The sequence below is a fragment of the Psychrobacter sp. Ps1 genome (genome assembly GCF_022129425.1).
Classification (GTDB): Bacteria; Pseudomonadota; Gammaproteobacteria; order Pseudomonadales; family Moraxellaceae; genus Psychrobacter.
Genome location: NZ_JADQAN010000006.1, coordinates 157,730 through 174,268, shown reverse-complemented (window position 1 = coordinate 174,268; position 16,539 = coordinate 157,730). Strand labels below are relative to the sequence as shown.

General features: G+C 41.8%; 16 protein-coding genes. 6 read left to right on the top strand and 10 right to left on the bottom strand.

Going from position 1 to position 16,539, the window contains the following annotated elements; translation table 11 throughout:
* Window positions 1–703 precede the first annotated feature (703 nt).
* Window positions 704–1,162, top strand: a complete 459-nt coding sequence (locus tag I3249_RS04885; protein ID WP_238068906.1) for a hypothetical protein — start codon at window positions 704–706, stop codon at window positions 1,160–1,162.
* Between the two features lie 140 nt (window positions 1,163–1,302).
* Entirely contained in the window at window positions 1,303–1,692 is a 390-nt protein-coding gene (locus I3249_RS04880; RefSeq protein ID WP_238068905.1) for a hypothetical protein, read from the top strand.
* Window positions 1,693–1,835: 143 nt separating this feature from the next.
* Here I3249_RS04880 and I3249_RS04875 read toward each other — a convergent pair whose 3' ends face one another.
* The 7 genes from I3249_RS04875 to I3249_RS04845 form a co-directional block, all read right to left on the bottom strand.
* Window positions 1,836–2,147: an NGG1p interacting factor NIF3 gene (locus I3249_RS04875; RefSeq protein WP_238068904.1), complete on the bottom strand. Its 312-nt coding sequence runs from the start codon at window positions 2,145–2,147 to the stop codon at window positions 1,836–1,838.
* A gap of 37 nt (window positions 2,148–2,184) precedes the next feature.
* Window positions 2,185–2,817, bottom strand: a complete 633-nt coding sequence (locus I3249_RS04870) for a DNA-3-methyladenine glycosylase (RefSeq protein WP_238068903.1) — start codon at window positions 2,815–2,817, stop codon at window positions 2,185–2,187.
* 390 nt (window positions 2,818–3,207) lie between these two features.
* Window positions 3,208–3,930, bottom strand: a complete 723-nt coding sequence (locus I3249_RS04865; RefSeq protein WP_238068901.1) for a hypothetical protein — start codon at window positions 3,928–3,930, stop codon at window positions 3,208–3,210.
* Window positions 3,931–4,123: 193 nt separating this feature from the next.
* Window positions 4,124–4,837 carry a phosphoribosylaminoimidazolesuccinocarboxamide synthase gene (gene purC, locus I3249_RS04860; protein WP_057757995.1) on the bottom strand — a complete coding sequence of 238 codons (714 nt, stop codon included), beginning with the start codon at window positions 4,835–4,837 and terminating at the stop codon, window positions 4,124–4,126.
* 128 nt (window positions 4,838–4,965) lie between these two features.
* Window positions 4,966–5,313: a hypothetical protein gene (locus tag I3249_RS04855; RefSeq protein ID WP_238068923.1), complete on the bottom strand. Its 348-nt coding sequence runs from the start codon at window positions 5,311–5,313 to the stop codon at window positions 4,966–4,968.
* 120 nt (window positions 5,314–5,433) lie between these two features.
* On the bottom strand, window positions 5,434–6,339 hold the full coding sequence (dapA, locus tag I3249_RS04850) for a 4-hydroxy-tetrahydrodipicolinate synthase (protein ID WP_165598142.1): 906 nt from the start codon (window positions 6,337–6,339) through the stop codon (window positions 5,434–5,436).
* A 653-nt stretch (window positions 6,340–6,992) separates the two neighbouring features.
* A complete protein-coding gene (locus I3249_RS04845) occupies window positions 6,993–8,447 on the bottom strand; it encodes a Do family serine endopeptidase (RefSeq protein WP_238068899.1) in 1,455 nt (484 codons plus the stop codon).
* Between the two features lie 876 nt (window positions 8,448–9,323).
* Between I3249_RS04845 and I3249_RS04840 the strand changes: the two genes are divergently transcribed.
* Window positions 9,324–11,597, top strand: coding sequence for a sodium:proton antiporter (locus I3249_RS04840; RefSeq protein ID WP_238068897.1), 2,274 nt, complete (start codon window positions 9,324–9,326; stop codon window positions 11,595–11,597).
* A gap of 164 nt (window positions 11,598–11,761) precedes the next feature.
* Here the strand turns inward: I3249_RS04840 and tmk are convergent, their stop codons facing one another.
* Both tmk and mltG read right to left on the bottom strand, forming a co-directional pair.
* Complete coding sequence (gene tmk / locus I3249_RS04835; RefSeq protein WP_238068895.1) at window positions 11,762–12,493, bottom strand: dTMP kinase; 732 nt, start codon at window positions 12,491–12,493, stop codon at window positions 11,762–11,764.
* An 88-nt stretch (window positions 12,494–12,581) separates the two neighbouring features.
* Window positions 12,582–13,880, bottom strand: coding sequence for an endolytic transglycosylase MltG (gene mltG / locus I3249_RS04830; RefSeq protein ID WP_238068893.1), 1,299 nt, complete (start codon window positions 13,878–13,880; stop codon window positions 12,582–12,584).
* Window positions 13,881–14,050: 170 nt separating this feature from the next.
* Between mltG and I3249_RS04825 the strand changes: the two genes are divergently transcribed.
* Window positions 14,051–14,815, top strand: a complete 765-nt coding sequence (locus I3249_RS04825; protein ID WP_238068892.1) for a DpnI domain-containing protein — start codon at window positions 14,051–14,053, stop codon at window positions 14,813–14,815.
* Here the strand turns inward: I3249_RS04825 and I3249_RS04820 are convergent.
* Window positions 14,807–15,373 carry a hypothetical protein gene (locus I3249_RS04820; RefSeq protein ID WP_238068891.1) on the bottom strand — a complete coding sequence of 189 codons (567 nt, stop codon included), beginning with the start codon at window positions 15,371–15,373 and terminating at the stop codon, window positions 14,807–14,809. The genes I3249_RS04825 and I3249_RS04820 overlap by 9 nt on opposite strands.
* A 171-nt stretch (window positions 15,374–15,544) precedes the next feature.
* On the opposite strand from I3249_RS04820, the gene I3249_RS04815 reads away from it, so the two are divergent.
* Both I3249_RS04815 and I3249_RS04810 read left to right on the top strand, forming a co-directional pair.
* Window positions 15,545–15,736 (top strand): DpnD/PcfM family protein, encoded by a 192-nt coding sequence (locus I3249_RS04815; protein ID WP_101204585.1) that lies wholly within the window; start codon window positions 15,545–15,547, stop codon window positions 15,734–15,736.
* 118 nt (window positions 15,737–15,854) lie between these two features.
* A complete protein-coding gene (locus I3249_RS04810; RefSeq protein ID WP_238068890.1) occupies window positions 15,855–16,538 on the top strand; it encodes a site-specific DNA-methyltransferase in 684 nt (227 codons plus the stop codon).
* Window position 16,539: the final 1 nt, after the last annotated feature.

The window sequence follows — 16,539 nt, the reverse complement described above, 5'->3', positions numbered from 1 at the left end:
GATGTCAGTTTGGTTAGTCATTGCTTATTCTCCTGTTAGTGGATTATAAGCAGTTACACAGTTTTTAGGAAACTCCCTATCAATTAGCATCATCCAGACACGATAAAACCGCATAGCAATTAATTGTTATGCGGTTTTATTGTTAACTATCCATGTTACCTATCACGACTGCTTTCTATGCATCCTTGCACAAATATTCAGTATATTGTGATACTGGGCATCCTGCCCTTTTTACTACATTACAGCTTCAGTATTAACTGCTGCTATCAGCACAGGTTATGTGTCCTTACTTCAATGACCATTATCATCCTGATGCTGGTCATTGAATCATTATCCTTAATGCGGTCAACTCAATCCTTGAGTCACATTTCCTAATGCCGTGTGACTATAATGCCTAATTCTGACTCTCATGTTAAGTCGCGTAAACGTCATTGCGTGTAAGCATATGCTTACAAAAGCCTATTTTACTTGTCATAATCATTACAACTTATTAACGCAAATGACACTTAACATCAAGTCTTGTGTTTTATCATAGATAATGTAAGAAAATATTTCAAAAAATATAGCGCTAAAAATTCACCCGTCTAAAGCTATTTTAACGTTGTCATACCAAAGTATCGAAAAATAAGCCCTGCTGTTGGTCACTATAAAATCAGGTTCACCAACCTTCTATCTCTCTGAAAACATTATAGGATACTGCATTATGAAAATTCTAAAGCCATTCTCATTTAAGGCGATGGTATCTGCTGGTCTTGTGGTGGCATTACTAGGTACGACTGTCGGTTGTGCAGTGGTAGGTCCAGGCTATGACAATCAATCCATCTATCGCGGTGATCGTAGTCGTCAAAACAATAGTTTTAATCATGTCAGCCAGCAGTTAAGACAGGACCTACGTCGTAAAGGCTATCAGGTCATGGATATTAAATCTGATAACTACCGCGGTGATCGTGCCATCACGGCTTATGCTAAAAAGAACAATCAAGCCTACGAGCTTAAGTATACCTATCCCTCTCTAAGGCTTATCAGCTCAAGCAAGGAGTCTTGGTCCAATAATTGGGAATGTCAAAAGCATCAAAAAAACAATGGTCGCTATAAAAAAAATAAACATAAGAACAAAAATAATGGCAAACATCATAACGGTAAGCACCATAAAAACTGGTGATATTGAAGACTGTATAAAGCCGCGTCACCCATCAGCGCATTTATACATTTAGTGGTCTTCAAATGAGAAAAACTGATTGTTTTGATCTTTTTAGCCACCTACTCGAAATATTAAAAACGTATTCATATTAGGATAATCTTATGAAAAATTTATCATTTTCAACATTCAAAACTGTGGCATCTGTTGGTATGGTCGCAGCCTTACTAGCGGCAACCACTGGCTGTGTCACTACGCCTGGTGGCTACAATATATATGACGATATTTACGAAGATGTTTATAAAGACAGTCACGAGCATAAAAAGCACAAAGGCAAGCACAAAAAAAACGATAAACACGATAAACACAATTACGATTCTGCTGTCGAGCAGCGAGCCACCAATAAAGTCCGCAGCATGGGATACCGTGTCAAAGATGTCAAATATAAGAAAGGCGATCGTAAAATTAAGGTAAAAGCCGAACGTGGTCGCGACGATTATAAAATCGAGCTGGGCTATCCAAGCTACAACGTGATTAAGCTCAAAAAACACTGATTACTTTTGAGGCGTTCACACCCTTTTTCTATAGGCAATTAAAGCCTTTTAACCTTTGGAACCAAATAAGTCATTCAGTGGCTTATTTGGTTTTTTTATAAGAAATCTTATACTTTATAAGCTGAGATTCTTACTTTATAAAATTAAAAATCCAAGACTTTTATCACATCATAGGCTGGTGTCTCATACGGGTGCGACTTTTTTAATGCGGCAATAGTAGCATCGATAAATGCTTCATCAACCACCATTTCAACTCGCCATTCATCGACCATTTCTAAGCTATCATGCTCACCGATGTGCGGCGTACTACCTGCCAATGGCATAAACTGACCGCTTCCTTGTACTTGCCAGCAGCACTGCTCGTAATGTCCAATTTTCCCAGCATCAGCAGTAAACAGAGCAGATTTCACTTGCTCTAATGCCTCATCAGGAATAAAAACCGTTAACTTATACATGAACTTACCTCACAAAATAGGTTTAAATCTCAATCTATTAGTTCTTAGATAAAGAAGGATGATCGCTCCATACGTAACGCAGCAACCAATCTTTGGCATCACCAGCATAATCAATACCGATACGCGGACGCACTGACACGGGTGACTGGCAGCCATTATCTTCGACCCAAACGCCTGAGTCTGGCGAGATAGGCTTGCCATATAAGTCGCGAGTTATCTGCAAGCGCTTGGTCAGTTTACCCGGACCTGCAAACTGCTTGGGGTGAGTCAGCTGCTTATTTCGACTGAGTTGTTGCTCATCAATCAGACGGTCACTATCATCCGTCAAAAACCCAGCGCGAATCAATACCGATTCAGGCGACTCTAGAGGGCCGCTAATCAAATTTAGCATATGATGTACACCGTAGGTCAAATAGACATAAAACACACCGCCTTGCTTATACATAATCTCTGTGCGCGCCGTTCGAGTACCTGCATGTGAATGGCAAGCGGGGTCATCTTGACCAATATAGGCTTCGGTCTCAGAGATACGCATACGTAACGTTTTTTGCTGTCCATCACTATCAGTTAGCTGTCGACATAAGACTTTACCAATCAGATCAGCAGCGACCACACAGGTCGGACGAGTGAACCAGTCAGGCTCTAAAACAGTTGATGAGGCAGTAGACATTAGCGAAACCTTTTCTTATTTTTATGGTTTAATTGATATGAGTAAGTACTAACAAATTAGCATAAAAGTAAGACAAGGTATCGAGGACAGTGTTGACGCTATGTTTGATTTTTTATACGAGTTAAATGATAAGCCTATGGCTGAAAGGGTGATACTGGTTGATAAATGGATAGGAATTATAGTCTGTTATGAGGGGTTCTATTATAGCGGACTGTTTTAAGTGGTCTGTTCATAAATTTGAAGGGTGAGATAACTGGTTTCCTCGGGGTATACCTCAAAGGTACTATTTGATGATAAAAAACTTATTTTGAAATGAGTCCGCTATAAGTAGTTCACCAATAATAGTGTCTTTTGATGGTTAATATCATTGGATATCAATCTATAAACTAATTATTTGACGACGCAACGAATCAAAGCGAGCGCTTGGCGCTTGATCCCTGAGGCTAATAAGGCGCTGACCAACTCGTCCGAGAAAAATAAAGATTTTCGTAAAACAGGGTCATGCCATACGTCTACCTCACACTCTTGTGCAGTAGTATTCAGTTGAATATCATCATCGGTTGGTTCCCATATAGAATGCGTGGGTAGTTTTGGACCACAAGAATCAGCGTCAATACCCTTGCTTTCTTCAACATTGAGATAGTCACGCGTCTCTGCGATATTGATAAAATAATAAGGCGTTTGCGATTTTAGTTCCTCTGTCTCAATGTCATAAATATATACTTGACTAAAATGCGTAGCGCCTAGCGTGAACTGACTGATGATGTCATAGCACTGTTGATTGAATAATAAATACCCCCCAATAATATTAAACATTAAGTCATCAGTTTTCGGTAGTTTCTCATTTGGCTTAATAAATACCTTGCTAGGCATATGATGAGTATTAATATATTCACCTTTAGACCAACTTTTACAAAAGACCAGATCCATCTCGTTGATGTCATAGTATTTCTGCTCTTCACCTTTCTCTATTACATTAGATTTTTTCTTCTTCTCTAATTTGTAAAATTGCACAGCATCAAAAACCTCTGGCAACGTCGCTTTAATACCATAGGTCTCTGTCACATCAAAGTTGTTATAGTTGCATAACCATACTGCTTTAGTATTAGACATAACTGCTTCTCTATTGTGCATAGTAAGTACACTATGAAGTACACCGCGCCTATCTTATTGAGTTAAAACTTTGATACCCTTAGCCCACAGCCAAAGATTCGAGTACTCACTAGGGTACCATCATAAATATAATGCCATAAAAAAACTGAGCACATGGCTCAGTTTTTTTTATTTTATACTACCTATCGAATGCTTATTTTAATGGCACACCGATACGGTCAGCCACTTCTTCATAAGCTTCGATCACATCGCCTAATGACTGACGGAAACGGTCTTTATCAAGTTTCTTCTTAGTGTTCTTATCCCAAATACGGCAGCCATCTGGTGAGAACTCATCACCTAACACGATACGGTCATGGAATACGCCAAATTCTAGTTTAAAATCAACTAGGATTAAATCACCCGCATCAAACAATGCCTTTAGTACATCGTTGACTTGATAGGTCAGCTCTTCCATCTTAGCCAGTTGCTCTTTGGTCGCCCAGCCAAGAGATACAGAAAGTGATTCGTTAACCATCGGATCACCTAGCGCATCATCTTTATAAAACAGCTCATACGTTGGAGGCGTCAATGCCTGACCTTCTTCTAAACCTAAACGACGTACCAAACTACCAGCTGCAAAGTTACGAACCACGCACTCTACAGGAATCATGTCCAAGCGTTTAACCAACACTTCGTCATCAGACAATTGCTTCTCGAAATGTGTTTCGATACCAGCATCAGACAATTTTTGCATGATAAAAGCATTAAAGCGGTTATTAACCACACCTTTACGTGCTAATTGTTCGATACGCTTACCATCAAGCGCTGAGGTATCATCACGGAAGTGCAAAATCAGAAGATCATTGTCTTCTGTTTCATAGACAGATTTGGCTTTACCTTTATACAGCAGTTGTTGCTTTTGCATTATGGGGGTTCCTGTTCGTTCAAGCTTATGTGGTAAAAACGCGCAGCTACCGCTGACTGATGTAAGATACATGGTTTGCGGCTATGATAAAAAACGCAAAAGTCAGCGATATAGATAAGGGAATAAGTTTAGTTCGAAGTGTTGCTAACAGCACGCTGAGGTTTTGGTAGCTGATACTGATTGCCTGACTCATTTTGTAGTTGGAGCGTGTTTGCCCCAGCATTAGGTGTTGAATACAAAGGTACAAAAGGTGCCGTTTCTTGGGCAGCAGGTAGCTCTATCGGTGCAAGCTTCTTGCTTTGCTGATAATCTAAGCTACCGTTGTCACGTTTACCAAGCAAGTTTTTGGTTGCTTGACAGCCGCTCAATACCAAAGTGCTACCCAAAACCAAGGTCAGCATTGCTGGAAATAATTTTGTAGTTGATGATACTGTCTTTGATGTTACTGTCATCATGTTGTCTCTCTGAGTTAGCAGTTATTGCTCATGTAGGCGATTGGCTTATCATGATAAGTTGACTTGCTGCTAGCTCGAATATCAATCATCGAGCTAGCAACAAATCTAAAATCGCCGAATATCAATTGGCTAAGTATCAATTTATCGTATGTTTGCTCGAACCAATGCTTCATCAATAGTCGCATGATGCTGCTCGGCGAGCCAAACCAATGGCAGACGGATACCTTTATCGATAATGCCCATTTTATGCAATGCGTACTTCGCTGGGATAGGGCTTGATTCGATAAATAGATCACGGTGCAAATGTTTGACCACGTCATGGATTTTACCAGCCGCTTCAAAGTCACCACGTAAACCCGCAGAAAAAGTCTCACTCATGGCTTTTGGCGCTACATTAGCAGTGACTGAGATATTGCCTTTGCCGCCTACTTTCATTAGATCAAGCGCAGTGCCGTCATCACCAGATAACACAACCATTCTGTCACCGACGGCTTTGATCAATTGCTCACCGCGACCGACAGATCCTGTCGCATCTTTGATAGCAACGATATTATCGATATCACACAAACGCTCGACCGTGTCTTGAGCGATATCAACCACTGTACGTCCAGGCACGTTGTACAGCATTTGCGGTATATTTACGGCTTTGGCAATGGCTTGATAATGCTGAAACAAGCCTTCTTGTGGCGGCTTATTGTAGTAAGGAGCAACGAGCAACGCACAGTCTGCGCCTGCATCGGCAGCATCCTGAGTCAGCTTGATGGCTTCCATCGTGTTGTTGGCACCAGTACCCGCGATGACCGGTACACGACCTTTGACATGCTGAACGAAATAGCGAATAACATCGCTATGCTCTTGCATAGATAGGGTCGCTGATTCGCCAGTAGTACCAACAGCCACAAGGCAATGCGTGCCCTGCTCGATCTGCCAATCTATGAGATCTGCGAGACGTTTATAATCGACCTTACCGTCAGGGTGCATGGGCGTTACCAAGGCTACCATTGAGCCTTGTAGTCGGGTTTTGATCTCGTCGTATGCTGTGCTCATAACCGTGCCTTACTGTATTATCCTAGCTTTTATTAAAGCTGTCACATGATAGGTCGTTTGCAAGTGGCCATTGCTTTGTGTGCGTTGATAAACGCTGATGGCGTAACTTACTTGATGTTAATGCTGCGTCTCTACTTACTATAATAGCGTTTGTGTCATAGATGATCATATCTACGATATCAGTATCGTGATGGCAATCTACCAAGAGTAATAGGCGTACTTACTAACCGACAGAAATATAATAATAAGAGTGCTCGTTAGTGTAGCATATTTTGATTTGACCGCTATCAATCAATTGGCAGTCAGCCCATAAATTTAGCACTAAAAAAAGGGGATTATTCTTCCCTTAAATATATAAAGCTTGGCTTAAAATCTTGTAGATGAATAGTTACATCATTAAAGGAGCAGTTTAGCTCAATCAACGTACGCTGATAAGTCTCTTATGTAATATTAACGAATCGTCAACACATCGATAGTAGGTCGATAGAATCGAAAAGGCAACCCTCTCGTACCGATGCTCATAAATATACAATATTCTATTAATAAGCTAAATAGAAAGCACAATTATTGACGTGCGCGCTGCCTTTATACTCTGCATCGTAACCTGAGTTACGTTATTAGCAATGTCAACAGTCACGCTTAAATCATGACACCTACTCAATACGCAGACCAATAATAGCAGGAATGCCTTGGCGTATAACTTCTATAGTGACCACGCCTTTTTTAGGAAGAGAAGAGATAGCACCTGAAAAATCTGCCACTGTTTCGATCGGCTTTTGATGAAAGTTGGTAATAACATCACCTGCCAGAATACCTGAGCGCGCGGCTAATCCAGTAGGATCCACAGTGGTAACCAATATGCCGGTTTTATTATCGACAGCGATTTCTGCTTGTTCATCTGCCGTCAAATCGCGTAAACGCAAGCCCAATTGTACATCATCATTTTGCTCATTACCGCTCTGTGCTCTTACATCATTGGGCGCATAAGCGAGCTTGCCGTTAATCACCATCTGCTTACCGTTACGCTGAATCCGTGCACGGAAGGAATCGCTTGGACGCGCTCGGTTGAGCAAGTTCAGCAAGTCTGATGCCTCCATGATTTGTACATCATTGTATTGCAAAATGATGTCACCAGGTTTTAGGCCTGATTTTTGTGCTGGTGAATCTGGTGATACACGAGTCAGTAAGGCACCTTGAGGGCGTTCTAAATTGTAAGCCTCGGCCAGATTGCGATCGATATCTTGTGGATAGATTCCTAGATATGCACGCGCTACTTCACCGTCGTTTTTCAGCTGCTCATAAATATCCATGGCAGCGTCAATAGGGATAGAGAATGACAGTCCCATATAACCGCCAGTACCACTAAAAATACGCGAATTGATTCCAATCACTTCGCCGCGTTGGTTAAATAGTGGCCCGCCAGAGTTACCCGGGTTTAGTGCTACATCTGTTTGGATAAATGGTACGCTCGTCTCACGCGAAAAGCTACGCGATTTGGCACTGACAATACCGGCAGAGGCTGAGTAGTCAAAACCAAATGGCGAACCGATTGCTAACACTGGCTCCCCTACTTTTAGACCACTTGAGTCGCCGATAGGCAGGGCTGGAAATTGACTGCCCTCAACTTTTAGCACAGCCACATCTGAGCGCTCGTCACTACCAACCAAAGTTGCATCAAGCTCGGTTCTATCATTGAGCGTCACAGTGATTTTGTCCGCACCTGCGATGACATGATGGTTGGTCAGCATATATCCATTGGAGGTAATAAAAAAGGCCGTACCATAAGCATGTTCAATCGCTGGCGTCGCGACTCGATCAGGAATACGTAGACGATCACCAAAGAACTGACGCAACACTTCAGCAGTCTGAGCCTTAGCGAGCTCGGCCTCACTAATCGTTTTGGTAACATTGACACGTGCCACTGCTGGCGTGACTTGTTGCACCAAACCAGAAAAATCAGCCGTAGTGACTGCAGCCTGCGCACTGTTTATCGTCGTGACATTGATACTAGCAAACATAGCGGTACTAATAGCGAATGCTAGAGCACTACGTTGTAACCAGCGCTGCATATTGGCAGTGGTCTGTCCTTTGAACATATTGATAGGCATTTTGTGTCCTCCATATGAGTAATCGCTGTTATTAACAGCCACGTTATGATTGTTAGCGATAGCGACTACACCAAGCGGTATGCCCCTATTCGTTACTATTTGATGAATTATATTCTTTTATCTATTTATCTTGTCTATTTATGCGGCGCAGCACTTTTATTCGAACTTATTGTCATAACTATTTAGCAATTAATTTACGCTTATTTTTATCACTACTCATTACTTGAATATTTATAGAGTGCCGGTCTTTAGAAGATGGTTAATAGTGTAGAACATGATTAATAGTGTCTTATAAAAACAAATACTCTCAACGTTCAGTATATGACATTTCATGGCGCCAACACTATTACCCTGTGCGCGACGTGCATGCCCCACGCAGCTACTGTATGATAAATAAAAACTTAAAGTATGATGCTAATGCCTTTTGCATAGTGCAGGATAACCCAAGGCAACGTTATTTCATATGGGCTTCGTATACTTTTATGGCCGTAAGATAGCTTTTTAGCAGGTACGGCTTACATCAGCTTGAAATAAAATCATGGTATGATGTCAAACCAAATATTTTACTAAACAAACAAAAGTTAGCTTGTATATAAGGCTGTTTATTGCAGGCTTATGAACTGGCTATCATCACTCTTGTTTTCCATCTTTTGCATTTCTAGCGTATTGTGATTTATCTAGAAGCGCTTTTGTCTTTGCTACTTTATAGTAGTTATATCATATCTAGCTTATGTTGTGATTCATGAGGGCTATCAGTGCGATGGCTTGGCTACAACAAAAACGGATAACAACTTATTGTTAAATAAACGGTAGCGACTATCTTATAACAGCTATCGATAGATATAAAATATGACAAGATTATAAAAGGATTAATTTATGGATACCGCCCTTTTGCTATCCGGCGTGGTTGGGATTGGCATTGCCGCCCAATGGTTGGCTTGGTATTTAAAGCAACCATCCATTTTATTTTTATTACTGATTGGTATTATCGTCGGCCCAGTGCTGGGTGTATTTGACCCAGACTTGGTGTTGGGCGAGCTGATGTTTCCTTTCATCTCTTTGGGCGTAGCGATTATTCTATTTGAAGGATCGTTAACGCTAGAGTTCGATGAGATTAAGCAACATGGTACCGTGGTACAGATGTTAGTATCGGTCGGTGTACTGATTACCATTGCTATCGTGGCCCTATCGACTTATTTACTATTCGATGTCGATCCATTGATTGCGTTGCTGTTTGGTGCGCTGGTCTGTGTGACTGGTCCAACGGTCATTATGCCACTGCTGCGTAGTGTACGCCCTAACAAAACCATTTCCAACATCCTAAAATGGGAAGGTATTATCATTGACCCAATCGGCGCTATTGCTGTGGTATTGGTCTATGAGTACATTATCTCAGGCGGCGAAGCCAGTAGTATTCTACTGTTTGCTAAAATTGTCGTATTGGCAACGGCAATGGGTATGGCGGGCGCTTGGCTACTTGCATTCCTTATGCGCCGTCATATGATTCCTGAATTCTTACGTAATGTCTTTACCTTAGCATTTGTACTGGTGTTATTTTCGATATCGAATCATCTAGAGCATGAATCTGGTCTATTGACCGTCACAGTACTGGGCGTGGCATTGGCGAACTGGCCAAAATTCCCACGTGAGACGATTTTAGAGTTTAATGAGTCGTTGACCATTTTGCTGATTTCAGTGCTGTTCATTATTCTGGCGGCGCGTGTAGAGTTGGCAAGCTTGCTCAGCGTTGGTTTTGCAGGGCTAGTGCTGCTCGCTATCGTGATGTTTGTCGCACGTCCATTATCAGTCTGGGCATCAGCTATCGGCTCGAACCTTAAGACCAATGAAAAGCTGATGATTAGCTGGATTGGCCCACGTGGTATCGTCGCGGCTGCTATCTCATCACTGTTTGCGATTCGTTTGCAAGAGTATGATATTCAGGGCGTAGAGCTACTTGTACCTCTCGTATTTATGGTCATCATTGGTACGGTCATGATTCAGGGTTTAGGTGCAAAAGTAGTCGGTAATTTACTTGGTGTACGTGAGCCTGAGACTAACGGTATCCTTATCGTTGGCTCAAACCCAATTGCACTATTGATTGCTACCTCTCTAAAAGACCAGGGTTTTGACGTCATCGTTGCGCACAATAACTATACCAATATTGCACGCGCACGCATGAGCGGTCTGCGTACTTACTTTGGTAATCCTATCTCTGATCATGCAGATCATCATCTGGATCTAATCGGTATTGGTCGTTTGTTTGCGATGAGTATGGACAAAGAAATGAACACGTTGTCCGAGATTCATTATCGTCATGAATTTGGTGAGCGTAAGCTATACCGTCTCAAATTCAGTGATGAAAAAGTCAAAAGTGAGCGTGATGACAAGCAATCGAACTTCCACTCACAGTGGCTGTTTGGCAAAGATGTGACCTATACCAAGCTTGCCAGTATGCTGTCCAAAAAAGCTCGAATTAAGATTACCAATATTACGGATAGCTATAGCTTTGAGCAGTATAAAGCGGATAATAAGCAATTCGTACCGCTATATACGGTAGATAAAGAAGGCAAACTGCACGTCATCACAGATAAGTTTGACGGTACTGTCCCTCGTGACCGTAAGCTTATATCGCTAGTGGTAGACGATGAAGTACAGCCGAAGCCAGTCGATGTAACGCCGAAGCAAGAGCAGGCTCGCATGGCAGCTGATGCTAACTTTGAGTCCAACTCAAAAGCACCTGAAAAGCGTAAAGAGCAAGAGCTTAGCCCTGACGATAGCCAGACAGCAGCGCCAGAGTCTTCGGTAGATAGTGACAAAAATGATGAGCAAAACACTGCTAATCAGTCATCAACTACCCAAAGCAGTAACACCGAGACTAAGTCACCTTCTAGCACTACTGTAGAGAAAAGTGAGCCAGTAGAAGAGCCAAAAACGTCTGCTACTAATGTGGATAATAAAGGCGTCATGTCTGCAAATTCGACAGCGACTTCGAAGACCAAAACCTCTACGAACAGTAATGGCAATGGTAGTGCCCCTAAAAACAAAAAAGGGGCGCTTGACCCAAATCGTCTACCTGACTCTGCTCAAGATAGCGACGCCTCTATCGCTACTACTGAGGATGTAAAAGTAGATAAAATAGATGACAAATAACGTGCATAGTTATCCGCTTTATTGACCTAAAGATAAAAGATTTACCTTAACAAAAAGCCCCAGCATATTGCTGGGGCTTTTTGTTGGGGCTAACTAACTGACTGCCTGCCTGACTGGCTATCGATACATCTAACTGCCTTATAAATCTACTTTGCAAAATTTAATTATTTGATATCGAATCTGTCCATAACTGTCTGCCATATACGCGCACTCACATCATCCGTACTGCCCGATGCATCAATACGCTGTATACGCTCAGGATACTCGCTCGCAAGCTGACTAAAACCAGTATGCACCCAAGTAAAAAACTCGGTAGCCTGCTGCTCAAAACGATCGGCCGCACTGCGCTTGTTGGCACGTTTCATACCCTCTGCTACTGGCAAATCCAACCACAATGTCAGCTCAGGAAGCTGCGTCACAAATTGTTTGATAAGCATATCTATTTTGCCGCGTACCAACTCGTCGCCATACGCACGCCCAAACCCCTGATACGCAATAGTAGAGTCGGTAAACCTATCACATATTACCCAAGTACCATTTTGGAGCGCTGGTAAAATGACTTGCTGCATGTGATCACAGCGCGCAGCAAACAATAGCAGCAACTCGGTATCGTCTTCGATATCCGTCGCTGGGTCCAATAACATGTCTCGCAATTGCTCTGCAAATGGGCTACCACCCGGCTCACGAGTACGCAGATATGGAATGCCATTAGCTTCTAAGCGCAAACACAGTTGTTCAATCGCGGTGGTTTTTCCTACGCCTTCGGTCCCTTCAAAACTAATAAAGCGGCCTAACGTAGGTGCCGTCTCCGTATTTAAAGCACTTGATTCAGGTAGATTCGATGATGGTTTATTGGTATGTGATGGTGTTGCGCTGGTGTGCATAGATACTGACATGATATGACCTTATGTCATTGATGAGCGCTACCTCTACTTTGTAGCACTCAATAAACGATAAGTTTTTTAAGAAGATTAAGAAGGAGTATTACTGCGGCGGCGTTTGAGATTTTTTCTCACGCATGACACTGAGGTAGTCTTTTACCGCTTGATTGTGTTCAGCCAAGCTATTGGTGAATTTGTGCCCGCCATTACCCGTTGCCACAAAATACAACGCTTCACTATCGGCAGGATGTAAGGTCGCTTCGATAGATGCCGCTGATGGTAGCGCAATTGGCGTTGGCGGTAAACCATCAATTTGGTAGGTGTTGTAAGACGTTTTTTCATTGATGTCTTTGCGGCGGATATTGCCATCATAACGACTGCCCATGCCATAGATAATGGTCGGATCCGTCTGCATACGCATGTTTTTATCCAAGCGGTTTTTAAACACCGCAGAGACTAAAGGACGCTCTTCTGCCACGCTGGTTTCTTTTTCGATAATAGAGGCCATAACCAGCGCTTCATAAGGACTCTTATAAGGCAGGTCAGGCGCACGATTTTCCCATGCTTTGGTCAATGCCTGCTGCTGACGCTTGTACAAATCTGTCAATACCTGCTTGTCGCTGGTGCCCTCGCCGTAATAATAAGTATCAGGCGCAAACCAACCCTCAAGATTATGATTTACGATAGGGTCGTTACTATTGGTCACGCTGTCTGGCAATATACCTGCCAAATCTAAAGCCTGCGCGATACTAGCATTGCTAGCATTAGCGCCATTCACTGTCAGCACTTCTTTTTTGATAGTGTTATTATCACGTAGCGTTTGATATAGATCTTTAGACGTTTTGCCTTCGATAATTTGCACTTTTACCATCGCTGCTTTAGCCCCTTGCGCGAGCACTTGCAGCGCCTCAGCGATGGTTGGGTTCTCTGGTAATTGATAAATACCGGCATGTAATGGCGCGTCCACTTGCGACTTGATATAGAGCTTGGCAATGCTGGCAGAAAAAAGTGGAATCTGCTGTTGCCACTGCGGCAATAAGCCGTAATAGGTCTGACCTGACTCAATCGTCACCATTTGCTGCGGCTGCTCAATCCGTCCAAACAACGTCTGATAGACCATCACTAAGAAAAACGCGGCAATCAGCCCAAGCACGAGCAAGACTTGATAACCGCGCTGCATAAAGAACGACTGATTGTCCGCTTTATATTTACGCGGTTTACTCTTGCCGCTGATGAGCGAGACGTTGGTTGCTGGCGTTGCTGATGTGTCTTCCACCTCATCTACCACTGGTTGCGCGTCCGGCAGCGTGGTATCGACACGCTCCTCGACTGTGCCATCTTGTTTGTTTGACGGCGACTCATTGGGACGTTCAGGTGGTATATTGGGTGTAGGCTTGCTCATGGCAACTCGCGAGGCAGATGTTTGCTAGAATTTAGCACTGAACCGTGCGATTTTCAATGGTATTTGCTTAGCTTATGAATTATCTTGCTATTGATAGCAGTTTATATGGCTTAATACTTAGGCATTTTTTTCAGTATTCTCAGCTTATCTATTAATAATAAAAATATCTTATGAACCTACATTTTAACCAAAGTCTTGCTAAAAACTATCACTCTGAACCTCAAAAAGTTCGTGTACTCAGCGAAGCATGGGTAAAAGAAAATAGTTACTGCACCAATTGTAGCGCCCAATCGCTAGCTGAGTTTGCTAATAACAAACCTGTCGCTGATTTTTATTGCGAAAATTGTAATGAGCAATATGAGCTAAAAAGTAAAAAAGCCAAGTTAAGCAATGTTGTCAATGATGGTGCTTATAAGACGATGATTGAGCGTATCAATAGTAAGGATAATCCCAGCTTTTTCTTTTTAACCTACTCAAAAGAATATACTGTCAATAATTTTCTGATTATTCCCAAGCATTTCTTTACACCTGATATTATTGTTAGGCGTAAACCCTTATCAGTGACTGCCAAACGAGCAGGTTGGGTTGGTTGCAATATTGACTTACGCCAAGTACCCGAATCAGGCAAAGTTTTTCTGGTAAAAAACCAACACGTTATACCGCGTGAAAATGTTACCCAACAGTTCCAAAAGACTTTATTTTTACGCAAACAATCTATGGCTTCACGCGGTTGGACACTCGATGTCTGGCAATGTATCGACCGTCTCGATGTCTGTTTTTCTCTCAATCAGGTCTATGCTTTTGCTGATGAGTTGCAGCTCAAACATCCTGAAAACAACCACGTAAAAGATAAAATCCGCCAACAATTACAAGTATTACGAGATAAAGGTATTATTGAAGTTATAAGCCGTGGTCACTATCGAAAGTTATACTAGTCGCTTCTCATTATAATACTTAGATCTTGGCTGTCCTTTTTTGTCACGGTATACATCGGCAATCAGCTCATCTCTATCATCCCATAATGGTAATCGCGCAGTAGCCACAAGACGCTGATGAAACTTATGCGCTGGATACTCCCAATCAATCTCATCATTGATTTTGAAAAGATGCTCCTCACGATAGTCAATATAAGCATGCAATCGATTACGCACATAGCGATTCCACTGCCATAACAGCTGTACCGAGTTGCGTACAGGTTTGGTAAAAGGAATGAGATTAACCGTCAATGCACACATCACCAATTCATCATTAGGAATAACATCGATACCCTGCTCGATGACTTCTTCTCGCGTATGCGCATACTCAAACATACCTCCAAAAGCCACAAACCTTTTAAGGTCTTTTGAATATATGACACCAAAAGCCAATTGAGTATAAGGCGACAAATGCACGATTTCATTAGGCTTAGCTTTGGCCAATCTACAAATTTCATCAAACACCATCAAACGTCTGATTTGTATTGGAACTCTTACTTTTTCATATATGGAACGCATTCGATATTGTCCTTTTAACCATTTCTATTGAAAAAAGATCATTGATCGATTTGCTTCATGACACAAGTCTGCGTAACAAAAGACGATCACTTCTTTTGATGGCTTTTGCTAATCTACTTGGTATTGATGACTGAAGTGATATACGAGAACTTTTAATTGTTGAGAATATCTATGATAAAGACAGGCGGTTCAAATACTTATCAAATAGAAGTAATCGAAACGATGAGTGCACTTATAGAAGTGGTTGCAGAAGATGGTGAAACTGCTCTACTAAAAGCACAAGAAATATATAGAAGCGAGGATATTATTTTAGAACCTGATGATATGCTTGATACTGAATTTATTATCTTTGGCGTAGAATAGAGTGAGTAGCTAGCTCAAACCAAAAGTAGCTCTCAGTACTTATGAACCTTAATGGATAAGCGTGTAGATAATAGTAGAGCGCTGGCTCTTAACCAGTACATTCAATAATGGTCTGATAGTGAAAAATGGTAAAGTTCAGTCAGTCAATAAAGGTCAGTGGGATAGGCTTGTCATTGACAATGATGCTTACGTATTTACCTACGAATGGCTTTCTGCTGTACGAGAAAAAATGGCAGATAATGCAACCTTATGGGTTAGTGGTACACACCATAATATTTTTACCTTAGGAAGTATTTTACCGCAGCTTGGTTTTAAGATACTTAATGTTATAACTTGGGAAAAAACCAATCCACCACCCAACTTTTCTTGTCGGTTTTTTACCCATTCTACAGAATTCATTATTTGGGCAAGAAAACATCCTAAAGTACCGCACTATTTCGATTACGATTTGATGAAGAGACTCAATAACGATAAGCAAATGAAAGATGTGTGGCGATTGCCAGCAATTGCTAAGTGGGAAAAATCTTGTGGTAAGCACCCTACGCAAAAACCTTTGGCATTACTAGCTCAAATTATTTTAGCTTCTACTAAGAAAAATGCAGTGGTTCTTGACCCTTTTGCTGGCTCTGCGACGACAGGAATTGCAAGTAATGTCTTAGGAAGACAATTTATTGGTATTGAACAGGAAGCTGAATACCTACAACTTAGCCAAGCGCGTTACGAAGACCTACAACAAGAAGGAAGAAAAGAGTTTTCCAAACAGCATTTCTATCGTTTATTAAATAAAGAGAGTAATAACTAAA